Raw genomic sequence first — 21,751 nt, forward strand, 5'->3', positions numbered from 1 at the left:
CCGATATGAAGCAAAGCCGCGCCCGCCTTCAGACGGGTGCGGCTCCGTAGCAAGCTGCTGCGCTTATTTCAAACTCAGTTCGCGGAACTCGCCTGCTTGCTGCGCAACTGCCCGCCGCCTTTGCGGTCGGCATCGTACGCGTAGACCACGCGGCCGCCCTTGACCTCGCCGACCACCGGCACGTTCGGGCTGATCGCCTCGTGGTCGTCGTGCGTGAACGGCTTGTCATAGACCATCACGACGCCTTCCACCTTGGTGTTGAGGCTTTCGAGCGCGGCGCGCACCTTCGGGCCGTCGGTCGAGCCGGCCTGGGTGATCGCGGCGGCCAGCAGATAAACCGAGTCGTAGCCTTGCGCGGCGGAAACCGGCGAGTCGATGCGGTTGTTCTTCGGCTTGAATTCCTTCAGGTATGCGTCGATGAAGGCCTTACGCTTGGGCGTGTTCGCTTCCTGAATGAACGTTTGCGGCATGCGCGCGCCTTCGCCGTTGGTGCTGGCGTTGTCGATGTAGTTCGCCATCGAAAGCGTCCAGCTGCCGATCAGCGGCACTTTCCAGCCGAGCTTGGCCATGCCGTTGGCGATCTGCGCGAGTTCCGGTCCGATCCCGTATGTCAGCACCGCTTCCGCTCCGGCCTCTTTGGCCTTGAGCAGTTGCGCGGTCATGTCGACGTCCTTGATATTGAATTTCTCGACGGCGACAGGCTTCACGCCTTTGGCGGCGAGCGCCTTTTCCAGGTCTTCGCGGCCGAGCTGACCGTAGTTGGTCGAGTCGGCGAGAATCGCGACCTTCTTGAAACCGCGTTTGGTCACCGCTTCTTCGACAATCATCGGCGCCTGGATGCGGTCCGCGGCGGCATTGCGGAACACGTAGTTATCCGGCTGGTCGGTGAACTGCTTCGTCACGATGCTACCCGTCGCGACGTTGTTGAAGACGGGAATCTTCGCTTCCTGGAAGAAGCGCTGCGAGGCGAGCGCGACGCCGGTGTTGATGTAACCGACCACCGCCACGACTTTTTCCTTATTGATCAGCTCTTGCGCGATCTGCACGCCGCGTTCGTTTTTCGCCTCGTCGTCGCGTTCCACCAGCACGATCTGGCGGCCGAGCACGCCGCCGGCCTTATTGATTTCGGCGGTGGCAAGGCGCACGCCGTCGCGCATGCTGACGCCCATCGAAGACGAGCCACCGGTGAAAGGTCCATCGACGCCGATCTTGATCGGATCCGCCGCGTAGCTGACATTGGTGAGGGCACAAAGCGCGAGCGCGCCCACTACGCTCTTCAAGCGAATTCCCATGACTGTCTCCGTAGCATGTCTTTTCTTGCACGAAGCCTCGATGCGGGCCCGTGCGCCCCGATTCGAACGTTCTTAGGAAGCCTGACCGTCTGACGGTGAGCCAGTATAGGAAGCTGTAAAGGGTTAGTAATATTCGGAATTACCCGCTTGGTGCAATCCCTCAATCGACGGCGGCGGCGCCCCTGCCTGGCGACGCCTTCGCGCCGCCGTCGACTTTGCTTCGACTCAGGCGAATCCGTGCGGATTCGTGGACTGCCAGCGCCAGTGATCCGCGCACATCCGCTCGATGCCGAACTGCGCGCGCCAGCCGATGATCTTCTCGGCAGCGGCCGGGTCGGCGAAACAGGAGGCGACATCGCCCGGGCGGCGCGCCACGATCTCGTAGGGCACCGGCCGTCCGGCGGCTTTCTCGAACGCCTTGACCACGTCGATCACGCTATAGCCCTGGCCCGTGCCGAGGTTCACGACGAAGCTCGCGTCGCGCGTGACGAGTGCGTCGAGCGCGGCCAGATGCCCGCGCGCCAGATCGACCACGTGGATGTAGTCGCGCACACCGGTGCCGTCGGGCGTGTCGTAATCGCCGCCGAACACGCGCAGCTTCTCGAGCTTGCCGACCGCCACCTGCGCGACATAGGGCATGAGGTTATTCGGAATGCCGGCGGGATCTTCGCCGATCAGGCCGCTCTCGTGCGCGCCGACCGGGTTGAAGTAGCGCAGCGTGGCAATGCGCCACGACGGATCGGCCACTTCCAGATCGCGCAACACCTGCTCGGCGATCAGCTTCGACTGGCCATACGGATTGGTGGCCGACAGCGGGAACGACTCGTCGATCGGCGAGCTTTTCGGCACGCCGTACACGGTGGCCGAGGAACTGAACACGAACTGCTTGACGTTGCGGTCGCGCATCACGCCGAGCAGGGTCAGCAGGCTGCCGACGTTGTTGCTGTAGTACTCGATCGGCTTGGCCACCGACTCGCCCACCGCTTTCAGCGCGGCAAAGTGAATCGCGCCCGTGATGGGATGGGCGTCGAAAATACGGTTGAGCGCCGCTTGGTCGCGCGCGTCGGCTTCGTAGAAGGTCACCGCCTTGCCGGTAATCTTTTCCACGCGCCGCAGCGATTCGCGGTTGCTGTTCACGAGATTGTCGATTACCACGACGTCGTAACCGCCGTTCAGCAGTTCGACACAGGTGTGCGAGCCGATAAAGCCCGCGCCGCCCGTTACCAGAATCGTGCCCTTCGTGGTCATGCTGTTGCTCCGTTAAAGTAAAACGCCCGTCATTTTTTGCACCAGGTCCTTATACGTTTCGACGACCACGCGCTCGTCGAATTCTTCCGCGACTTTCTTCCGGCCGCGTTCTGCCATGGCCCGGCGCTCGGCGCCGCTCATGTCGAGCATGCGCGCCAGCGTGGCCGCGAGGCTTTCTGCATTGCGCACCTCGCACAGCAATCCGTTGACGCCGTCCGCCACCACCTCGCGGCAGCCCGGCACGTCGGTCGTGACGATGGGGCGGCCCATGGCCGAGGCTTCCATCAGCGTGCGCGGCACGCCTTCGCGATACGACGGCAACACGACGCAATCCGCCTCGGCAATGAAAGGCCGCACGTCATGCGCTTCGCCAAGATACTCGATGACGCCTTCCTGTTCCCACGCCGCCACTTCTGCGCGCGTAATCGCACTGGGATTGTCGACACCCACCGGGCCGAGCAGTTGGAACCGCGCGTGCGGATAACGTTCACGCAGGCGCCGTGCGGCTTCCACGTATTCGGCCACGCCTTTGTCCCACAACAGCCGCCCGATCAGCACGAAGCGGTAATCCGCCCGCTCGGGCAAGGGTGTGAAGACGAATTGGTCCAGATCGACGCCTTCGCCATGCAACAGTCTTGCGCGCTCAGGATGCACTAACAAATTCTGTTCGACAAATGCGGCCTGATCGTCGCGATTCAAAAACCATATTTCGCGCGGGAAACGGAACGCGAAACGGTACATTTTCTTGGCTACCTGAGCGGCGCGGCTTTGCTGGATGAACACGTAGCCCAATCCGGTTGTGACCGCAACCGATTGCACGCCCGCCAGCTTCGCGGCGATCGAGCCATAAATATTCGGCTTGATTGTGTAATGGAACACCACGTGCGGGCGGATCGTGCGGTATTGCCGATAGAGCGCGTACAGCGTGCGCAGGTCGTCGCGTGGATTGGTGCCCTTGGAGGCGACCGGCAATTCGATGCAGCGGCAGCCCATGGCGGCGAGCAGTTCGAATGTGCGGTCGCGCGGCGCCAGCACCGTCACGTCGACGCCACGTCCGACCAGCATACGGATCAGCCCTTGCCGGTACGTATAGATTGCCCAGGCGGTGTTACAGACGAGTGTAATGCGCAACGCGGGCGTCGACTTCAAGGCAGGCTTCATGCGGGAACGAACTCGGCGGTCAATTGGGGGGAATGATTCAGTGGCTCGCGCGCGGCGTGAGCAGGCTGCGCTTGATCCGTTGCAGCGCGCGGTAAGGCGTCACCAGATGCAGCAGATTTTTGGCGAGGCCCAGCCAGTCGTATGGATTGGCCGCGTTGAAGTAGCGAAGTTGCAGCCGCAGCGTCGAATTCACCTGGCGGCGCCGCTTGGTCGCGCTAATGCCGCCTTCGTTCAGCTCGTAATAGAGCCCGAGCTCCGGCAGGTTCGCGCAGTCGTACTGCTCCATGAGTCGCACGAACAGATCGAGGTCCTCCGCGGAGCGGTACTCGGCGCGGTAGTTGCCGACCGCGCGCACGGCGTCGATGCGCAGCATCATCGAAGGGTGCGCGAGGCATGAGCGGAAAAAGCGCAAGCGGCGGATCGCGTTCGGTTCGGCGGGCGGCGTCAGCATGAAGAGCGGTTTGCCTTCGCGAGTGACGACTTGCGTCCACATGCCGAGGCCGGCCACGCGTGGATGCAATTCCATGAACAGGCGTTGCTTGGCAAGCCGCTGCGGCACGCTGCGGTCGCCCGCGTCGATGCGCGCCGCATAGCGAAAGCCGCGCTGGGCCAATGCGTCGATGCCGGTTTGCAACGCGCGTTCAATGCCGCCGTTCTGCGCCATGCGCAGCACTTCGATCTTCATATTGGCGATGGCCGGCGCGACGATCGGCGGCGTGCTGCCGTCGTCGACGATCAGCACATGCACCGGCGCGCTTTCACTGAACGACGCGAGCGTGAGGTCGACGTCGGCCTGGCCGTTGTAGGCGGGAATCAGCACCGCGACGTCGTCGAGGGTCATTTGCGCGGTGGCGGATGCGTTCGTCATGGGCGCAATTTGAAACGAATGTAATAAAGATTAACCGACGCGGCCGCCAGATAGCCGGCCGCCAGACCCACCAGCGCGCCGTAAGCGCCAAGCCGTGGAATCGCCAGTAGATTGGCCACGAACGCTACAGCCAGCGCCAGCAGCCACTTCGAGAGCAATACGAACTTGGCCTGATACTTGAGCACGATCAGATTGCCGATCGCTTCGATGCCGGCCGGCACGGATAGCCACACGGCCCAGCGGAAAATCTCGATCGCGCCTTCGAACTGCGGCCCGAACACGCGGCGGATGATGATGCCGGCCAGCAGATCCAGCACGAGCGCGCCGCCCACCATCAGCGCGGCGGTCATGGCGGTGAGCCGCCACATGTTGCGGCACAACTGGGTGGCGTCCTGCACACGGTAGACGAAGGCGGGCGCAATGGTCTGCGCGAGCATCAGCGCGAGCGTGATCCAGTTTTCGTTCAACTGCTGGGCGGCGGAATAACGACCGAGGTCGGCAAAGGAGATCGCCCGTTCGAGCATGAGCCGGTCCAGTTTCAGGAACAGATACATACAGATCAGGCCGAGCCAGAACACGGTGCCTGCACTTGCGAAGTGCTTGAAGAGCGCACGGTCGACATGCCAGCCGAGCTTGCCGCCATGACGGCGCATGTAATAGAACACGAGGACGGCGCCGATGGCCGCCGATTCGAGCGCCCACAGCCAGCCAAAGCGCGCGGGCGTGGCCGCGGCGCGCACCAGCAGATACACCAGAGCGGCTTTCAGCACCGCGGTGCTCATACTGGTGAGCAGCTGCGGCTTGCTGTAGGTCATGCTTTGCAGCCACGCATTGATCACGCCGACGAACGGCTCGCGAAACAGCATGGTCACTGCGAGCCCGGCGAGCATCGCGCCGACCAGCGGCTCGAACACATGCAGGGCAATGCCGAGCCAGGTGAGCAGCAATGCCGCGGCGGAGACCGATATGCGCAGCGCAAACGCACTGCCGAGCACAGTGCCGAGTTGCGCCGGCGGCCGGTTGACGATGGTGGGCACGAGTATCTCCGCGCCGCATACCCAGGTAATCGGCGAGAGCACCAGCAGCAGCGTATTGGCGTATTGCCATTTGCCGAAAATGTCAGGCCCGAAGTAGCGCGCCAGCAAGCCGCTGATCGCGATCGCCACGCCGATCTGCGTGAGCCGTTCCAGTCCGAGCCAGACGATATTCGTGAAGGCGCGCGTGACGTCCGGATTGGCGAAGCGTTTGAGCGTCAGCATCCGCTTGACGCTCGGCGATCCGCTCGCATCGTTCGCGCCGATCGCGCGGGTGGCAACGGTGGCACGAATGACCCGAGCGGCGCAGTGCGCGCGTTTGCCCACCCAGCCGACTGTCGCGGCAACTTTACAATTGGAGGGCGTCTAAGCATTAGAATGGTGTTTTAAGGCTGGTCCGAAAAGCGCAATTATAAGTTGGAACCGGATCGCTTCCGGCAAGGGCGCATCGCTGTGTTTTACCGATTTGTCATCGGTGCGCCGGTCAAAATTTTCCATTGCACGCAAGTGAGCCAACATGATCTCCAAATCTATTTTCAAGGCATATGACATTCGCGGTGTAATCGGCAAGACGCTCGACGCCGACGCAGCGCGTTCGATCGGCCGCGCGTTCGGCAGCGAAGTGCGGGCGCAAGGCGGCGACGCCGTGGTGGTCGCGCGCGACGGCCGCCTGTCGGGTCCCGAACTGATCCAGGCCCTGTCGGACGGTCTGCGTGCGGCCGGTGTCGACGTGGTCAACGTGGGCATGGTGCCCACGCCGGTCGGTTATTTCGCGGCCAGCGTGCCGTTGCAGCTCGACGGCGGCGAGCGCCGCGTCGATTCGTGCATCGTCGTGACGGGTAGTCATAATCCGCCGGACTACAACGGCTTCAAGATGGTCCTGCGCGGCGCGGCCATTTACGGCGCGCAGATTCTCGCGCTGCATCAGCGCATCGTCGACGAGAACTTCTCTGAAGGCAGCGGCACGTACACCGAGTACGACATCGCCGACGCCTATCTCGATCGCATCGCGAGCGACATCAAGCTCGCGCGTCCCATCAAGATCGTGGTCGACACGGGCAACGGCGTCGCCGGCGGCCTCGCGCCCAAGCTGTTCAAGAAGCTCGGCTGCGAACTGGTCGAACTGTTCACCGAGATCGACGGCAACTTCCCGAACCATCACCCGGACCCGGCTCACCCGGAAAACCTGCAGGACGTGATTCGCGCGCTGAAGGAAACGGACGCTGAAATCGGCTTCGCTTTCGACGGCGACGGCGACCGCCTCGGCGTAGTCACCAAAGACGGCCAGATCATCTATCCGGACCGTCAGCTCATGCTGTTCGCGGAAGAAGTGCTGTCGCGCAACAAGGGCGCGCAGATCATTTACGACGTGAAGTGCACGCGTAACCTCGCCAAGTGGGTGAAGGACAAGGGCGGCGAGCCGCTCATGTGGAAGACCGGCCACTCGCTCGTCAAGGCGAAGCTGCGCGAAACCGGCGCACCGCTCGCCGGCGAAATGAGCGGCCACGTGTTCTTCAAGGACCGCTGGTACGGTTTCGACGACGGCCTGTACACGGGCGCGCGCCTGCTCGAAATCCTCACGCGTGTGGAAGATCCGAGCAAGCTGCTGAACTCGCTGCCGAACTCGAACTCCACGCCGGAACTGCAACTCAAGCTCGAAGAAGGCGAAAACTTCGAACTGATCGCGCGCCTGCAGCAGAGCGCGAAATTCACCGGCGCGGACGACGTCGTGAAGATCGACGGCCTGCGTGTCGAGTATCCGGACGGATTCGGTCTCGCGCGTTCGTCGAACACCACGCCGGTCGTGGTGATGCGTTTCGAAGCCGATAACGACGCGGCGCTCAAGCGCATTCAGGAAGACTTCCGCCGCGTGATCCTCGCGGAGAAGCCTGACGCGAAACTGCCGTTCTAAACGCTGAAGCGGCGGCGCGGTTCGAAGTGAGCCGGTGCTGTCGTCGAACGCGGCGCGGGTTTCTTTTACCGCGCCGCGTTTTTTCATGCGATTTACATGTAACGCGCTAGAATTGCCGTCCTCGTGAGAAAACGCCGAGTTTCTCACCTCCTTCGAGGGCCCGGCGCACAGCGACGGGTTCGAGGGCTCTCTCAACGCATCTTCGGGCCGGACAGCCGGTTTTCCCACTCTTGAGCGTGCAAAAGATATTGATCGTGAGGGTGTCGTCACTGGGCGACGTCGTTCACAACATGCCGGTGATCGCCGACATCCGACGCCGCCATCCCGAGGCTCAGATCGACTGGCTCGTCGAAGAAAGCTTCGTGGGGCTCGTGCAGCTCGTGAGCGGCGTGCGGCGTGCCATTCCGGTGTCGCTGCGGCGCTGGCGCAAACGCATTCTGTCGCTCGACAACTGGCGCGAGATCGGCGCCTTCCGCCGTGCGCTCGCCGCCGAAAATTACGACCTCGTGATCGATTGCCAGGGGCTGATCAAGACCGCGTGGGTCGCGAGCATGGCGCGCGGGCCGCTGGTCGGCCTCGCGAATCGTACCGAGGGCGCGGGCTTCGAATGGCCGGTGCGCTTCTTCTACGACAAGCGCGTGCCGATCGAGCCGCGTACACATGTGGTGGAACGCACGCGCCAACTGGTGGCCGCGGCGCTGAACGACCCGGCGCCGCAACCCACCGACGACATCGACTTCGGTCTCGACACCGGCCGGGCAGCGCTGGCGTTGTCTGAAGCGAACCTGAACCTGCCGGTGCCGTACGTCGTGTTCGTGCACGCCACCTCGCGCGCCGACAAGCAATGGCCGGATACCGCATGGATCGAACTGGGGCAGTCGCTGGTGCGGCGCGGCGCGTCGATCGTGCTGCCGTGGGGCAGTGAGGAGGAACGCGCCACCAGCGAGCGCCTCGCCAAAGAATTCGGCGCCGCGGCCATCGTGCCGCCGAAGCTCTCGTTGCCGGCCGTGGTCGGCCTGATCGAAGGTGCGGCGGCGACGGTCGGAGTTGACACAGGTCTCGTTCACATCGCCGCGGCGCTGAAGCGCCCGACCATCGAGTTGTACAATTTCGCCACCGCGTGGCGCACCGGCGGCTACTGGTCGCCGAACGTCGTCAATCTCGGCACGGCCGGACAGCCGCCCACGCTGCAACAGGTGAAGTCGGCACTCGCGGGCTTCGGCCTGCTGTAACACGTCCGGGGCGCTTCGCCTTGCGCTCCAACCGTTTTCAAGGGCGACCATGAACGAAACCCAGATCATCGAAGTAGCGAACGCCGACTGGCACGGACGCAATCTGTCCGTGCCGCGCGAGACGCTGCTCGCCGGCGTCGAACGCGGCAAAGTGCTGTATTTCCCGAATCTGCGCTTCGCGATCGAAGGCGGTGAACAGGCGCTGCTCGACCCCGCGCTTGCCGACCCGAACCGCAAGAACATCAGCCTCGAACCGAATGGCGGCGCGTTGCACGGCGTGGCCGGCGACGCCGTTACGCAATCGGCGGTGCGCGCGTTGATCGCGCGTTATCAGGCCAACGCGCGCACGCTGGTCGACGGGCTTTTTCCCGAATACAACGGCAGACTGCGGGTGGCGCCGACCAGCCTGCGGCTGCATCAGGTGGAAACGCGCGAGACCTCATGGCGCAAAGACGACAGCCGTCTGCATGTAGACGCCTTCCCGTCGCGGCCGAACTATGGCGAGCGCATTTTGCGCGTGTTCACCAACGTCAATCCGCATGGCGCGCCGCGCGTGTGGCGAGTCGGCGAACCATTCGAGGACATGGCCAAACGCTTCCTGCCGCGCATCAAACCGCAGATGCCGGGCTCGGCATGGCTGCTGAACCTGCTGCACGTGACCAAATCGCCGCGCAGCGAGTACGACCATCTGATGCTGAATCTGCACGACGGCATGAAAGCCGATCTCGAGTATCAGAAGTCGAGCCCGCAGGAGACCATGCCGTTTCCGCCCGGCAGCGTCTGGGTGTGTTTCTCGGATCAGACTTCACACGCGGTGATGTCCGGCCAGTTCATGCTGGAGCAGACCTTCTTCCTGCCGGTCAAGGCAATGGCGCAGCCCGAATGCGCGCCGCTCGGGATTCTCGAACGCCTCAAGGGCAGGGCGCTGGTTTGAGCGCCGCGGTCCAGTTGCGGGTTTTCCGATCGCCGGGTTTGCTCAGCGCGCCGGCTCGCGCTTTCAGACTGGCGGAGCGCCAATGCTGAGGGCGATCTATCAAGCACTCTGGTGGATCATCGCGCCGCTGGCCGTGTTGCGTCTGTTGATCCGCTCGCGCAAGGAACGTGGCTATCGCGAGCATATCGGCGAGCGTTTCGGCTATTCGCGCGGCCGGCTGCCTGAGGACAACGCGCCGTTGATCTGGGTGCACGCGGTGTCGGTGGGCGAGACGCGCGCCGCGCAACCGCTGATCGACGCGCTGATGAAGGCGCGTCCCGACGCCCGCATTCTGTTGACCCATATGACGCCGAGCGGGCGCGCCACCGGCGAGCAGATTTTCGGCGACCGTGTTTTGCGCAGCTATCTGCCGTACGACATGCCGCACGCGGTGCGGCGGTTTTTGCGGACGTGGCGGCCGTCGCTCGGTCTGGTAATGGAAACCGAAGTGTGGCCCACGCTGATCGACGAATGCCGTCGCGCGGACGTGCCATTGGTGCTGACCAACGCGCGAATGTCGGCGCGCTCGTACAAGCGCGCGGCCAAGTTCGGCAATGCGACCAAAGACGTGTTCGGCGGCTTTGCACGCGTGCTGGCGCAAAGTCCGTCGGATGCCGAGCGGCTGACCGCGCTCGGCGCGCGCAATGCAGCGGTGCTCGGCAATCTGAAATTCGACATGACCACGCCGCCGGAGTTGGCGGCGCGCGGGCATGCGTGGCGTGCGGCGATCGGCGCGCGTCCGGTGTGGGTCGCGGCCAGCACGCGCGAGGGTGAAGAGGAACTGGTGCTGCAAGCGTTCGCGGCGCTCGGTATGAAAGAGGCGCTGCTGATTCTCGTGCCGCGTCATCCGCAACGTTTCAACGAAGTCGCGGGGCTGGTCGAGAAGGCCGGGCTGCGGCTCGAACGGCGTTCGGCGTGGGCGCCGGATGCGAAGGTGGCGTCGGCGGCACATGCGAGCGGCGGGGTGGCGGCTTTGCCCGCGGGCGTCAACGTGCTGCTCGGCGATTCGATGGGCGAATTGGGCGCTTACTATGCCGCTTCGGATCTGGCGTTCATCGGCGGCAGTTTGTTGCCGTTGGGCGGGCAGAATCTGATCGAGGCGTGCGCGGTCGGCGTGCCGGTGCTGATTGGGCCGCACGTGTTCAACTTCACGCAGGCCACCGCCGATGCCGTGGCGGCGGGCGCGGCTGTACAGGTGCAGGATCCGGCCGATCTGGCGCGGGCATTGCGCGAGCTGTTCGGCGATAAGGCCCGGAGGCTGGCCATGGGCGGCGCGGCCTCGGCGTTCGCCGCGCGCCATCGCGGCGCGACCGCGCGAACCGTGGATGTGTTGATGGCGTTGTTGCCGGAAGTGGAGTGAGGAAGGTGGCGCAAAAACCTTGCTTGCGCTCGCGCCTCAAACCTTCAACAACCCCTTCTTCTCGATAAACTTCACCACCTCATCCAACCCGTCGAGCGCCTTCAGATTGGTCATCACGAAGGGCCGCTCGCCGCGCATCTTCTTCGCGTCCGAGGCCATTACTTCGAGATTCGCGCCGACCATCGGCGCGAGGTCCGTCTTGTTGATCACGAGCAGATCGGACTTGGTAATGCCGGGGCCGCCTTTGCGCGGAATCTTCTCGCCGCCCGCCACGTCGATCACATAGATCGTCAGGTCCGACAGTTCCGGACTGAACGTCGCCGCGAGGTTGTCGCCGCCCGATTCGATAAACACGATATCCGCATCGGGAAAGCGCGTCAGCATACGGTCGACAGCTTCAAGATTGATCGAAGCGTCTTCGCGAATCGCCGTATGCGGACAGCCGCCGGTCTCGACGCCCATGATCCGCTCAGCGGGCAACGCGCCGGCCACGGTCAGCAGACGCTGGTCTTCTTTCGTATAGATGTCGTTGGTGATGGCGACGAGGTCGTACTGTTCGCGCATCGCCTTGCAGAGCATTTCGAGCAGCGTGGTCTTGCCCGAGCCGACCGGACCGCCGACGCCCACGCGCAGCGGCGGCAGTTTCTTCGTGCGGACGGACGAGTGGGCGGGATGATGAGGTGCGTTCATGATGGATCGTGTTATGAGCGAAAGAGCCGTGAATACTGCGACTCGTGGCGCGCCGACAGAATGCCGAGCTGCGGCGCGAAGGTGTTGATGTTCTCGGGCGATGTGGCGAGAGCGCGCGTCACCGCGGCGTCGATTGGCTCGCGCAGCGCGACGATGATGCGTTGACCGGCGAGCTGTCCCAGCGGCACGGCTTTCAATGCGGCGGCCGCCTGGTTTTCGACCCAGCTGAAGGCGTAGGCGGCGAGGGCGGCGTCGACGGCTGCGTCGTGCGCGTAAGCGGCGAAAGCGAACGCGGTAGGTTGGGCGAGCGGTGTCATCGAGGCGAGCGTCGCGCGCCGGTCAGCGTCGCCCCATTCGAGCGACGCGCACAACTGCCGCAACGACCAGCCCATCTGTTCCGTTTCGCGGCGCAATTCCGCGGATTCACGGCTTGCGAGGAATTCGCTGTTGGCAACGCGCAAGCCTTCCGCGTCATGCGTGCGCCAGCGCTCCATCTGGTGCGCGAGGAACGGCAGTTCGCCGTGCGCGAGCACGTCGGTCAAGCCGCTGGCGATCCACTCGCGGGCGGAATCCGCATCGGTAATCAACTGCGCTTCGATGGCGGCTTCGAGACCCTGCGAGTAGCTGAATGCGCCGATCGGCAACGCCGGTGACGCCAGATGCAGCAGCGCCGTCAGTTCAGCGATGCGCATGATGATGGTGATGTCCGTGGCCGCACGATTCGTCGTGAACGTGATCGCCGTGATCGTGGTCATGATCGTGCGCATGGTCATGGCCGTGATCGTGCGCATGCGAATGCTCATGCGCCGCGTGACTATGCCCATGTTCATGTTCATGGTCATGGTCATGGTCATGCGAATGCTCATGCCCATGCCCATGCCCATGCCCATGATGCTCGCCGAACACCTGCTGCGCGAGCGCATAGTCTTCGGCAAAGGTCTCGTCGTGACCGTGTTTATGGCCGCCGCCATACGCGCCGGATTCCGGCTGGAATGGCATCGAAACCTGATCGACCGTTGCGCCGATGCGCTTGAGCATATCGGCCAGCACCGGATCGTATTCGAGCTTCAGATAGTCCGCGCCGACTTCCACCGGCGTGTGGCGATTGCCGAGGTGATAGGCGGCCCGAGTCAAAGTCAGCGCATCTTTCGCGCGCACGTAGAGGACCGTTTCAGGTGCAGCGACGACGCGCACGAGGCCGCCGTCGTCGGCGATCAGCACGTCGCCGTCGCGCAGCACGGTGCCGCGCGGCAACACCAGCGCGACTTCTTCGCCGCTGTCGAGCGTGGCCGCGAGCCGGCTCTTGCGCCGGTCGTCGAACGCCAGCGTCAAGGTCGGCGCGCGCTTCACCAGCACGGGAGCGAGCTTCAGATGCGGCGCAATCAGTTTGTCGATGGTACGCATGGTCAGAACAGGAAGTAGCGTTGCGCCATCGGCAGCACGGTGGCCGGTTCGCAGGTCAGCAACTGACCGTCGGCGATCACCTGATAGGTTTCCGGATCGACGCTGATCGCCGGACGCCACGCGTTGTGGATCATGTCTGCCTTCGAAATGTTGCGGCAGTTCTTGACCGCAACGATACGCTTGTTCAGACCATAGCGTTCGGCGACGCCGGCGTCCGCGGCCATCTGCGAGACGAAGGTGAGCGACGTGCGGCCCAATGCGCCGCCGCGCGTCGCGAACATCTCGCGATAGTGCACCGGCTGCGGTGTGGGGATCGACGCGTTCGGGTCGCCCATCTGCGCCATCGCGATCATGCCGCCCTTGAGAATCAGCGACGGCTTGATGCCGAAAAACGCCGGCTCCCAGAACACCAGGTCGGCCCATTTACCCGGCTCGATCGAGCCGACTTCATGCGCGATGCCGTGCGTGATCGCCGGGTTGATCGTGTACTTGGCGACGTAGCGCTTGGCGCGGAAGTTGTCGTGCCGCGCGTTGTCTTCGGGCAGCGCGCCGCGTTGCACTTTCATCTTGTGCGCGGTCTGCCACGTGCGGATGATCACTTCGCCCACCCGGCCCATGGCCTGCGAATCCGACGACAGCATCGACAGCGCGCCGAGATCGTGCAGGATGTCTTCGGCCGCGATGGTCTCGCGGCGAATGCGCGACTCCGCAAAGGCGATGTCTTCCGCAATCGACGGATCCAGGTGGTGGCACACCATCAGCATGTCGAGATGCTCTTCGAGCGTATTGACGGTGTAGGGTCGCGTCGGATTGGTCGAGGAGGGCAGCACGTTCGCTTCGCCGCATACCTTGATGATGTCCGGTGCGTGGCCGCCGCCCGCGCCTTCCGTGTGATACGTGTGGATCGTGCGGCCCTTGAACGCGGCCACGGTCGCTTCGACGAAACCGGCTTCGTTCAGCGTATCCGTGTGAATCGCGACCTGCGTGTCGGTGTCGTCCGCAACGGAGAGGCAGTTGTCGATCGCGGCAGGCGTCGTGCCCCAGTCTTCATGCAGCTTCAGGCCGATCGCGCCCGCGGCGATCTGTTCGAGCGCCGGTTGCGGCTGGCTCACGTTGCCTTTGCCGAGAAAGCCGAGGTTCATCGGATAACCGTCGGCCGCTTGCAGCATGCGTTCGAGATGCCACGGACCCGGCGTGCAGGTGGTCGCGTTCGTACCCGTGGCCGGACCCGTGCCGCCGCCGAGCATCGTGGTCACGCCGCTCGCAAGCGCTTCTTCGATCTGCTGCGGGCTGATGAAGTGAATGTGCGTATCGATGCCGCCCGCCGTCACGATCAGGCCTTCGCCCGCGATCACTTCGGTGGAGGCGCCGATCGCGATCGTCACGTTCGGCTGGATGTCGGGATTGCCCGCTTTGCCGATCGCGGCGATGCGGCCGTTCTTGATGCCGATGTCGGCCTTGACGATGCCCCAGTGATCGAGAATCACCGCATTCGTCACGACGGTATCGACCACGTCGGCATGCACGCGTTGCGACTGGCCCATGCCGTCGCGAATCACTTTGCCGCCGCCGAATTTCACTTCTTCGCCGTAGGTGGTGAAGTCGCGCTCGACTTCGATCAGCAATTCGGTGTCGGCGAGGCGCACGCGGTCGCCGGTGGTGGGGCCGAACATTTCCGCGTATGCGCGGCGGCCAATGCGTAATGTCATGGTGTGGGTCCGGAAATGAGCAGGGCGGTTCAGGCGAAGGAGCGCGCGTGGCGCATCACAGCTTGCCCATCACCTTGCCGTTGAAGCCGAAGACGACGCGATCGCCCGCCAGTTCGACCAGTTCGACGGTGCGCTCCTGACCGGGCTCGAAGCGCACGGCGGTGCCCGCCGCGATGTTCAGGCGAAAGCCGCGCGCAGTCTCGCGATCGAACGCGAGTGCCTCGTTCACTTCGTAAAAGTGATAGTGGGAGCCGATCTGCACCGGACGGTCGCCGGTATTGGACACGACCACCGTGACGGTCGCGCGGCCCGCGTTGAGCTCGTGTTCGCCGTCGTCGATGAGGAATTCGCCGGGAATCATCTGGGCTGCCTTGCGTGTTTAAGGAATCGGGTGGTGAACGGTGACGAGCTTGGTGCCGTCGGGGAACGTGGCTTCGACCTGGATGTCGGGGATCATCTCGGGCACGCCTTCCATGACGTCGTCACGGGTGAGCAGCGTGGTGCCGTAGTGCATCACTTCGGCGACGGTCTTGCCGTCGCGCGCCGCTTCCATCAGCGCGGCGGTGATGAAGGCGATCGCTTCCGGGTAGTTCAGTTTGAGGCCGCGTGCGCGGCGCCGTTCGGCAAGCAGCGCGGCGGTGAAGATCAGCAGCTTGTCCTTCTCGCGAGGTGTCAGCTTCATCGAATGTGTGCGTAGGGTTGCAACGGTTGTGGCGGCGGTCCTGGTCGGGACCGGCTGCGACAATGATAGGCGCTGCGCGTCATGGCCGCGATCAGGTGCGACGCACGGGATGCGTCCATGACGAGTGCAATGCCGGATAAGCCGGTCACGGTATCAATTTCGCCTAACGGCACGCTTACAGATCGGCCGGCAGCGGCGCGCTGAACCACTTCTTCGACATCGTGTTGAGCGTGCCGTCCTGCTTCGCCTGTGCGATGGCCGCGTTCACTTTTTGCTGCAGGCGCGGCTCGTTCTTGTTCATGCCGACGAAGCACGGCGAATTCTTGATGACGAACTTCGGTTCCGGGCGTCGCGGCGGATTCTTCGCGAGGATCGCGGCCGCGACGATGTTGCCCGCGGCGATCAACTGCACCTGGCCCGAGAGGAACGCGGCGATGGTCGCGTTGTTGTCCTCGAAGCGCTTGATGGTCGCGTTCGGCGCCATTTGCGTGAGACCGATCTCTTCCAGCGCACCGCGGGTTGCGCCGACCGTTTTGCCGGTCAGGTCGGCGGGGCCGCTGACCTTGATGTCGGCGGGACCGAACACGCCCTGGTAGTACGGCGCATAGGCCGTCGAAAAATCGATCACTTTCTCGCGATCCGGCGTCTTGCCGAGCGACGAGATCACCAGATCGACCTTGCCTGTTTGCAGGTACGGAATACGGTTGGCGCTATTGACCGGCACGAGTTCGAGCTTCACGTTCATCGACTTCGCGAGCAGGGCGGCGGTGTCGATATCGTAGCCTTGCGGCTTCATGTCCGCGCCGACCGAACCGAACGGCGGATAGTCTTCCGGCACGGCGACTTTCAGCACGCCGGCCTTGGCAATGTTATCGAGGGTGTCCGCGTGAGCGGCGGGCGCATGGATGGCGAGGACGGGCGAGAGCAACAATGCGGCGAGCCAGGCGCGACGTGCAGGGCGGAGAGTCGATCGTGTCATGTTCTGTGAGCGGAGGTGGCAACGAGCCGGTCGGCTGCCGTCAGGGCGCGGCAGCATCGTGGGGGATTTTGATGCAAGGTATGTGCCATGGCGGTGCAGCATAGGCTGGCGGCCGACGGAATAACGGGCGCACGTAATTGAAGCGGCGCGACGCGCCAAAATGGTGCAAATCTCGTCTTACGAAGGTGAAAGGCGGCGAGCGCAATGATCACGCGCTGCACATGCTCGATGCTGCGACGACTATCCCGATGACGCAAGTCACGCACGCGACTTCACCGCCTTGCCTGGACTCTGCGCCGCGAGCCCCGAAAACTGCGCGTCCTCGCCCGGTGCCGCCGCCGGCTCCCCGAAGCCTGCCCAGGCGGCGATTCCCAGGCGTCGCGTCACTAGATACATCGCTACCGGCACTGTGAGACCGGTCGCAATACCGAGCACAACGTGGACAACCGGCTGACTGATGCCGAGCGCCAGCAACGCATTCCAGGTCGAGGCGATTGCCAGCACATGCAGCAGATAGACCGGCTTCCACGACGAGCCGAGCGAGACGATCCAGCGCGAGCTGCGCCATAGTCCGAGGCATCCTCCTACCGAAATGGCCGCGGCGATACCCAGGAAACTCGCTGGCAGCGAGTATGGGTTCATGTAGTCGCCAAAGCCTTGTCCTACGATAGCAGCGGCTGCAAAGGCAATTGCCGTTGCCGGCGCGACGAGAAGGCCGGGCGTGCGCTTGCCATGCCGGTTCCATCGGGAGCCGAACAGCACGCCGGACAGAAAGAACACAAGGCCCCAACACGTCATCGTGACGATGCCCCAGTGACTGCGCGTGGCGACTATCGCGCCGACAACGATCAGTGCGGAAATCAGACAGCGATTCGCCACTGTCAAGGCGTGCCGGGATGTGCCGGACCGTGGCCATACGGTGAGGCACGTCACGATCTGGCAGACGAAAAGCGCGTAGAGAAACCAGAATTGGCCGACGGGCGCCCATGCCAGACGAGTCAATTCGATCTGCTGGAGCGCGTACCCTCGAGATTGAGCCACGAACCACTGCACGCCCGTCTGCACTATCGACCAAAGCAGATAGGGATAGAGAACGGTCAGGGCAACTGATTTCAGGAACCGGCCGCGTGAGTGCTGCAAACACGCAACCGTACCCAGGCCGAGCAGGAAGAAGAGCGTCGGGTATCCAAGCGTGCTCGCGGCGTACTGAACGACCTTCAGGAGGCGGGCTACATGCCCATCCTGCAGAAAACCGGCATCGCCGACTCTGCGAATGGCATCGGCGCACACGATCGCAGTGATGGAAATTGCCATGCCGCCTCTGATGCGCTCGTCTCTCACCATTTGCTCGATCGGATTCATATTTGCGCGCAATGCGGGCGGTTCTTCGGGGCGTGCTAAAGCTGCACGTCGAAGATCACGCACCAGTTGTCCAGACGCATCGATTCGCGGCCGTCGTTAAACCGGATCGCGTCGCCCTGTGAATCTCGCAGATTGCCACGCGGGCCGTACCGGCTGCCCGCGACGCCGACACCATTGAAGGCGTACTCCACGTGCGTACCGGCGGGGATCGGTGATTGGGCGGTAATTCGTACCTCGTCGTGTCCGGTGATGGATACCGAACGGATCGGCAGCAAGTTACCCGAAGGCAGGCGCAGTGCGAAACCGTAGTCCGAATTGCCGGCGACTTGCGTCGTGTCCCACCTGAGTGGCGGCGCGGGGACATTGAAGCGCAGCGTGGCCGTGGTGCCCTCGCGTTGCCAGGTCAGCGGCTCGAGGGGTTTCCACGTCTCGCGGTCGATCAGAATCCGCTTCAGGACCAGGCCGTAGTAGGCGCCCATCCATTCGGTGCTGCGATTGTCCGTGTGTCCTCCGTCCACGTAGCGAAAGAGATACATTGGCACCGCCAGATGGATGTGCGGATCTTCGTGGCTGGCCGCGAGGAGGGCGAGCGCGATATGCGGGTACTGCTGATCGAAACGGCGATTCGTGGCCACTTGATAGGTGATCATCTCGACGTCCTGCTTCTGGCCGGTCAGTGCCTTGGCGTTCCGATCGACGTCGGCCCGCAGAGTCCTGAGCTTTGCGACATAAGTTGGAATGGATGTCTGGCTGGAATCATCGGCTTCCCCTTGCGTCCATGTGATTGCGCCGACGCCGTACGTCTTGCCTTGGGCGTCCGCAAGCCGTTTTCCCTGAGCGATGTCGCGCAAGAGCCGTGTGTAATAGCGTCCTGGTGCCGACAGCGTCGCAATGTCCATGGAGCCTTCACCTGGTGCCGACCCAACGAACTGGTAGGGAAGCTTTGCGTGATCTTGCAGGTTCTCCTGTTCGATCAACTGCGTGGCCATATTCAGCGTCCCGCTGGTGGGCGTCTCGGCTTTGTCACCCCATTGAGTCTCGATGAGCGGCACGAACTGCCTGTACGCAACCTCGACGCCTCCGTCCTGGACGCCGTCTTGAGCGCGCACGCCGCCAATGAAGCGCAGTGACGAATAACGCTGATGGATGGACAAAACGGGCTTGTTAAAAAAGCCCTGGCTGAGCGATTGGCCGTAGGTAATGACGTGTGTGATGTCCCAAGGTGCTGCGCCGTGCGGAATCCATGTCGAATAAGCGGGCTCGATGCGACCATCGCCGGAGCCGGACTGCGTTGTGTCGAAGATAGTCGTTGTGGCCTGCGCGCTTGCGGCTAACACTTTCTGGACTACCCAGCCGCCGGCAGAAGACGAGAGAATGAAATGGACCTGACGGCCTGGGCGCCCATCGGCGTTCTGGATCACCACGCTCGCCTGAGAGCCGTCGACTTGCACATGGTAGGTTTCGGGCAGCGCCGTCAAACGCTCGCAGGCCGTGGCAGTCGACACATGCAAAAGCTGTTGAAGCAGACCTTTCATATCCGCGAGCGCGGCGGTTCCGGCGCCGCATGTTGCGCGCTTATATCGCCACAGCGGGTCGAACTTGTCTCTCCACGCGTGCAGAGCGTTTTCGATGCCGGGATTTTCAGCAGAAATGGCGACGCGACTATCCTGCTGCGAACAGGCGCAGCATACGATTGTTACCAGGACGAGGAATACGACACGCATGGGTTCATCCTTAGCGTTCAACTGCGCGAACGATTGTAGGAGGATTGCCTCATGCGCTCTGTGCGACCACGCACCTAGGAGCCCGAATGGACAGCAGAGGAGCCCCGATGAAAGAAACGGACTCAACCAAATACGACCGCGACGGCGCGCGCAGCGCCGCCGGAAGAATGACTGCTGTGTCACAGACGGGGAATGTGCGAGAACCCAGATTCCAGATGCACCACTACCGTGGCTGCGCGAGGGGCCCGCTTATAAGCTGGCGGTTCAAAGCCGCTTTCTTTGCTTACTTTCTTTGCGGCAAGCAAAGAAAGTGAGTGCCGCCCCGCACAGGGGCAACGCTAATAGACCACGAAGAAAGCAAGAAAGGCCCAAAAACCAAACAACCCACCAAATTCAAGTCGCCCAAATCCGCAAAGGCACAGCCCCAACCCCATGCACAACCGGCCGCAACTGAAGCCAGCACTGAGTCAAAGCCCGCTGCAGCGTCTCCATAGACCGCGAGACAGCGCGCACGATCACCACCCCTGAGGTCACACAAGAAGCCGCACCTCTAAGTGAGCCACTAAACGACAACTGAGCGGTCAAAGCTTCAGCGAGCGCATCATCGCAAGCCTCGCCGACCGCCCAAAGCGTTCCATAAGCAGGAAATCCGGCGAGCCCCTGAGCCGCGTCGCGCAGCGAGTCATTCGCCGAGAGGCTGGCCCGCTCGAGCCAAAGCAATTCGCCGCTAGCGCCAACGATCCGCGACAGCGAACGCAAGCTCCCCTCCGACCACCGCTCACCGGCAGCCTGCCTTCCGAGTTGAGTTGCATCCCATCCCAAAGCCGTGGCACCCTCACCGAGCGTCAACGAAAAATCCAGCTTCGCATTAGCCTGATCGAACACGATATTGTTTTGCGGCAGCCAATCGAGCTTCGCCCGCGCGCCGACACGCACATCGATACGCTGTTGCGCTTCACGCCCATTGGACTTGTACCACTTGGTCGCCCCAGGCGTGGTAATGACGGCATGCGCTGCGTCGCCAACCGCAACATCGATAGCCAGCTGATCGCCGCCCGCGATCCCACCAGGCGGATGCACGATCACCGCATGACAAACGCCATATCCTTCCGGATAGAGCGGCCTTTGAACCCGCAAAGGCCCATCGTGCAGCCGATGCTTGAGCGTAGTCCGCTCGCCATCCCTGACAAAACCAAGTTCAAGGCGCGCGCGCCATTGCGAATGCGCGCCGGCTTGCGCGGTAGCGAGGGTAGCGTGATTTTCGTGAAGCGACATGCGAATGAAATGCGACCAGACGGAGAATAGCAAAGCGTGCCTGCGCACGTCAGACAGCGCTCAACCGCGCTGCCACAGGATGCGTCGAGAATAGCACGCGCGGTGCGTGACGCCGCTCACACGGCGATCAGCGTGCGCACGCCATCGGCATCCATATTGGCGCCTTCTCCGCCCGCGATGATCTCGCCGCGGCTCATCACCCAATACCGGTCCGCGATCTCTTTGGCGAAGTCGTAATACTGCTCGACGAGCAGCACCGTCATGCCCATTTCCTCGACCAGTTGACGCAGCGTGCGGCCGATATCCTGAATGATCGAAGGCTGAATGCCCTCGGTGGGCTCGTCGAGAATCAACAGTTGGGGATCGCTCATCAACGCGCGGCCAATGGCGAGCTGTTGCTGCTGCCCGCCGGAGAGATCGCCGCCGCGCCGGCTGCGCATATCCTTTAACACCGGGAACAGTTCGTAGATACGATCCGGGATCTTCTTGGGCGCCTTCTTGCTGGCGGCGCCCACCAGCAGATTTTCCTCGACGGTCAGCCGCGGAAAGATATCGCGGCCTTGCGGCACATAAGCGAGGCCTTTTTCCACGCGCGAGTAGGTCGGCAGTTTGGTGATCGGCGCGCCGCGCCAGGCGATCGAGCCGCTTTTCGTCTGCACGACGCCCATCAGGCAGCGCAGCAGCGTGGTTTTGCCCACGCCGTTGCGGCCGAGCAGGACAGTGAGTTTGCCGTCGGGCACGGTGAGCTTCACATCGCGCAGGATGTGGCTGCCGCCGTAGTACTGGTTCAGGTTTTCTACTTCTAGCATGTCCGTTCGACCCTTTGTTTCACCGTCCCGTTTGAGA

At 63.1% G+C, this 21,751-nt stretch carries 21 protein-coding genes; 5 read left to right on the forward strand and 16 right to left on the reverse strand.

Features of this window, described 5'->3' with window-relative positions; genetic code table 11:
* Positions 1 to 74: 74 nt before the first annotated feature.
* The 5 genes from AC57B1_RS12635 to AC57B1_RS12655 all read right to left on the reverse strand — a co-directional run bounded on the left by AC57B1_RS12635 (position 75) and on the right by AC57B1_RS12655 (position 5,828).
* On the reverse strand, positions 75 to 1,292 hold the full coding sequence (locus AC57B1_RS12635) for an ABC transporter substrate-binding protein (protein ID WP_408186477.1): 1,218 nt from the start codon (positions 1,290 to 1,292) through the stop codon (positions 75 to 77).
* 225 nt (positions 1,293 to 1,517) lie between these two features.
* The gene (gene galE, locus AC57B1_RS12640; RefSeq protein ID WP_408186478.1) at positions 1,518 to 2,540 is read right to left on the reverse strand and encodes a UDP-glucose 4-epimerase GalE; all 1,023 of its coding nucleotides are present in this window, start codon (positions 2,538 to 2,540) and stop codon (positions 1,518 to 1,520) included.
* 12 nt (positions 2,541 to 2,552) lie between these two features.
* Positions 2,553 to 3,701: a glycosyltransferase family 4 protein gene (locus AC57B1_RS12645; RefSeq protein WP_496417657.1), complete on the reverse strand. Its 1,149-nt coding sequence runs from the start codon at positions 3,699 to 3,701 to the stop codon at positions 2,553 to 2,555.
* Positions 3,702 to 3,738: 37 nt separating this feature from the next.
* Positions 3,739 to 4,569 (reverse strand): glycosyltransferase, encoded by an 831-nt coding sequence (locus tag AC57B1_RS12650; protein ID WP_408186480.1) that lies wholly within the window; start codon positions 4,567 to 4,569, stop codon positions 3,739 to 3,741.
* Complete coding sequence (locus AC57B1_RS12655) at positions 4,566 to 5,828, reverse strand: oligosaccharide flippase family protein (RefSeq protein WP_496417658.1); 1,263 nt, start codon at positions 5,826 to 5,828, stop codon at positions 4,566 to 4,568. Before AC57B1_RS12655 ends, AC57B1_RS12650 begins: the two co-directional genes overlap by 4 nt.
* A 292-nt stretch (positions 5,829 to 6,120) precedes the next feature.
* Between AC57B1_RS12655 and AC57B1_RS12660 the strand changes: the two genes are divergently transcribed.
* The 4 genes from AC57B1_RS12660 (at position 6,121) to waaA (ending at position 11,080) form a co-directional block, all read left to right on the forward strand.
* Positions 6,121 to 7,515, forward strand: a complete 1,395-nt coding sequence (locus tag AC57B1_RS12660; protein ID WP_496417659.1) for a phosphomannomutase/phosphoglucomutase — start codon at positions 6,121 to 6,123, stop codon at positions 7,513 to 7,515.
* Positions 7,516 to 7,745: 230 nt separating this feature from the next.
* Positions 7,746 to 8,747, forward strand: coding sequence for a lipopolysaccharide heptosyltransferase I (gene waaC / locus AC57B1_RS12665; protein ID WP_091796493.1), 1,002 nt, complete (start codon positions 7,746 to 7,748; stop codon positions 8,745 to 8,747).
* A 49-nt stretch (positions 8,748 to 8,796) separates the two neighbouring features.
* The gene (kdoO, locus tag AC57B1_RS12670; protein ID WP_091796492.1) at positions 8,797 to 9,681 is read left to right on the forward strand and encodes a Kdo hydroxylase KdoO; all 885 of its coding nucleotides are present in this window, start codon (positions 8,797 to 8,799) and stop codon (positions 9,679 to 9,681) included.
* Positions 9,682 to 9,763: 82 nt separating this feature from the next.
* On the forward strand, positions 9,764 to 11,080 hold the full coding sequence (gene waaA / locus AC57B1_RS12675) for a lipid IV(A) 3-deoxy-D-manno-octulosonic acid transferase (protein ID WP_408479975.1): 1,317 nt from the start codon (positions 9,764 to 9,766) through the stop codon (positions 11,078 to 11,080).
* 36 nt (positions 11,081 to 11,116) lie between these two features.
* Here the strand turns inward: waaA and ureG are convergent, their stop codons facing one another.
* From ureG to AC57B1_RS12720, 9 genes are all read right to left on the reverse strand, one after another.
* Entirely contained in the window at positions 11,117 to 11,770 is a 654-nt protein-coding gene (ureG, locus tag AC57B1_RS12680; RefSeq protein ID WP_408299173.1) for an urease accessory protein UreG, read from the reverse strand.
* Between the two features lie 11 nt (positions 11,771 to 11,781).
* Complete coding sequence (locus AC57B1_RS12685; RefSeq protein WP_408345340.1) at positions 11,782 to 12,462, reverse strand: urease accessory protein UreF; 681 nt, start codon at positions 12,460 to 12,462, stop codon at positions 11,782 to 11,784.
* Positions 12,449 to 13,174, reverse strand: a complete 726-nt coding sequence (gene ureE / locus AC57B1_RS12690; protein WP_496417660.1) for an urease accessory protein UreE — start codon at positions 13,172 to 13,174, stop codon at positions 12,449 to 12,451. Before ureE ends, AC57B1_RS12685 begins: the two co-directional genes overlap by 14 nt.
* Positions 13,175 to 13,176: 2 nt before the next feature.
* Positions 13,177 to 14,883, reverse strand: coding sequence for an urease subunit alpha (ureC, locus tag AC57B1_RS12695; RefSeq protein ID WP_091796486.1), 1,707 nt, complete (start codon positions 14,881 to 14,883; stop codon positions 13,177 to 13,179).
* A gap of 55 nt (positions 14,884 to 14,938) precedes the next feature.
* Positions 14,939 to 15,244 carry an urease subunit beta gene (locus tag AC57B1_RS12700; protein ID WP_496417661.1) on the reverse strand — a complete coding sequence of 102 codons (306 nt, stop codon included), beginning with the start codon at positions 15,242 to 15,244 and terminating at the stop codon, positions 14,939 to 14,941.
* Positions 15,245 to 15,262: 18 nt separating this feature from the next.
* On the reverse strand, positions 15,263 to 15,565 hold the full coding sequence (ureA, locus tag AC57B1_RS12705) for an urease subunit gamma (RefSeq protein ID WP_011487082.1): 303 nt from the start codon (positions 15,563 to 15,565) through the stop codon (positions 15,263 to 15,265).
* Positions 15,566 to 15,740: 175 nt separating this feature from the next.
* Positions 15,741 to 16,544: a transporter substrate-binding domain-containing protein gene (locus tag AC57B1_RS12710; protein ID WP_408344712.1), complete on the reverse strand. Its 804-nt coding sequence runs from the start codon at positions 16,542 to 16,544 to the stop codon at positions 15,741 to 15,743.
* A gap of 258 nt (positions 16,545 to 16,802) precedes the next feature.
* Positions 16,803 to 17,858: an acyltransferase family protein gene (locus AC57B1_RS12715; protein ID WP_496417662.1), complete on the reverse strand. Its 1,056-nt coding sequence runs from the start codon at positions 17,856 to 17,858 to the stop codon at positions 16,803 to 16,805.
* An 83-nt stretch (positions 17,859 to 17,941) separates the two neighbouring features.
* Positions 17,942 to 19,411 (reverse strand): hypothetical protein, encoded by a 1,470-nt coding sequence (locus tag AC57B1_RS12720; RefSeq protein WP_496417663.1) that lies wholly within the window; start codon positions 19,409 to 19,411, stop codon positions 17,942 to 17,944.
* Here AC57B1_RS12720 and AC57B1_RS12725 point away from each other — a divergent pair, their 5' ends adjacent.
* Positions 19,412 to 19,669, forward strand: coding sequence for a hypothetical protein (locus tag AC57B1_RS12725; protein ID WP_496417664.1), 258 nt, complete (start codon positions 19,412 to 19,414; stop codon positions 19,667 to 19,669). It abuts the gene before it with no gap.
* Between the two features lie 354 nt (positions 19,670 to 20,023).
* On the opposite strand, the gene AC57B1_RS12730 is transcribed toward AC57B1_RS12725, so the two are convergent.
* Both AC57B1_RS12730 and urtE read right to left on the reverse strand, forming a co-directional pair.
* Positions 20,024 to 20,905 carry an urease accessory protein UreD gene (locus AC57B1_RS12730; RefSeq protein ID WP_496417665.1) on the reverse strand — a complete coding sequence of 294 codons (882 nt, stop codon included), beginning with the start codon at positions 20,903 to 20,905 and terminating at the stop codon, positions 20,024 to 20,026.
* Positions 20,906 to 21,021: 116 nt separating this feature from the next.
* Positions 21,022 to 21,714 carry an urea ABC transporter ATP-binding subunit UrtE gene (gene urtE, locus AC57B1_RS12735; protein ID WP_408186490.1) on the reverse strand — a complete coding sequence of 231 codons (693 nt, stop codon included), beginning with the start codon at positions 21,712 to 21,714 and terminating at the stop codon, positions 21,022 to 21,024.
* Positions 21,715 to 21,751 lie beyond the last annotated feature (37 nt).

Source organism: Paraburkholderia sp. BGA-UO-ETr-F21, assembly GCF_059567925.1.

Excerpts from the sequence above, each read along its gene's own strand:
- AC57B1_RS12635 (WP_408186477.1), bottom strand. The coding sequence starts at position 1,292 with ATGGGAATTCGCTTGAAGAGCGTAGTGGGCGCGCTCGCGCTTTGTGCC.
- galE (WP_408186478.1), bottom strand. The coding sequence starts at position 2,540 with ATGACCACGAAGGGCACGATTCTGGTAACGGGCGGCGCGGGCTTTATC.
- AC57B1_RS12645 (WP_496417657.1), bottom strand. The coding sequence starts at position 3,701 with ATGAAGCCTGCCTTGAAGTCGACGCCCGCGTTGCGCATTACACTCGTC.
- AC57B1_RS12650 (WP_408186480.1), bottom strand. The coding sequence starts at position 4,569 with ATGACGAACGCATCCGCCACCGCGCAAATGACCCTCGACGACGTCGCG.
- AC57B1_RS12655 (WP_496417658.1), bottom strand. The coding sequence starts at position 5,828 with ATGCTGACGCTCAAACGCTTCGCCAATCCGGACGTCACGCGCGCCTTC.
- AC57B1_RS12660 (WP_496417659.1), top strand. The coding sequence starts at position 6,121 with ATGATCTCCAAATCTATTTTCAAGGCATATGACATTCGCGGTGTAATC.
- kdoO (WP_091796492.1), top strand. The coding sequence starts at position 8,797 with ATGAACGAAACCCAGATCATCGAAGTAGCGAACGCCGACTGGCACGGA.
- waaA (WP_408479975.1), top strand. The coding sequence starts at position 9,764 with ATGCTGAGGGCGATCTATCAAGCACTCTGGTGGATCATCGCGCCGCTG.
- ureG (WP_408299173.1), bottom strand. The coding sequence starts at position 11,770 with ATGAACGCACCTCATCATCCCGCCCACTCGTCCGTCCGCACGAAGAAA.
- AC57B1_RS12685 (WP_408345340.1), bottom strand. The coding sequence starts at position 12,462 with ATGCGCATCGCTGAACTGACGGCGCTGCTGCATCTGGCGTCACCGGCG.
- ureE (WP_496417660.1), bottom strand. The coding sequence starts at position 13,174 with ATGCGTACCATCGACAAACTGATTGCGCCGCATCTGAAGCTCGCTCCC.
- ureC (WP_091796486.1), bottom strand. The coding sequence starts at position 14,883 with ATGACATTACGCATTGGCCGCCGCGCATACGCGGAAATGTTCGGCCCC.
- AC57B1_RS12700 (WP_496417661.1), bottom strand. The coding sequence starts at position 15,244 with ATGATTCCCGGCGAATTCCTCATCGACGACGGCGAACACGAGCTCAAC.
- ureA (WP_011487082.1), bottom strand. The coding sequence starts at position 15,565 with ATGAAGCTGACACCTCGCGAGAAGGACAAGCTGCTGATCTTCACCGCC.
- AC57B1_RS12710 (WP_408344712.1), bottom strand. The coding sequence starts at position 16,544 with ATGACACGATCGACTCTCCGCCCTGCACGTCGCGCCTGGCTCGCCGCA.
- AC57B1_RS12715 (WP_496417662.1), bottom strand. The coding sequence starts at position 17,858 with ATGGCAATTTCCATCACTGCGATCGTGTGCGCCGATGCCATTCGCAGA.
- AC57B1_RS12725 (WP_496417664.1), top strand. The coding sequence starts at position 19,412 with ATGCAAAAGCTGTTGAAGCAGACCTTTCATATCCGCGAGCGCGGCGGT.
- AC57B1_RS12730 (WP_496417665.1), bottom strand. The coding sequence starts at position 20,905 with ATGTCGCTTCACGAAAATCACGCTACCCTCGCTACCGCGCAAGCCGGC.
- urtE (WP_408186490.1), bottom strand. The coding sequence starts at position 21,714 with ATGCTAGAAGTAGAAAACCTGAACCAGTACTACGGCGGCAGCCACATC.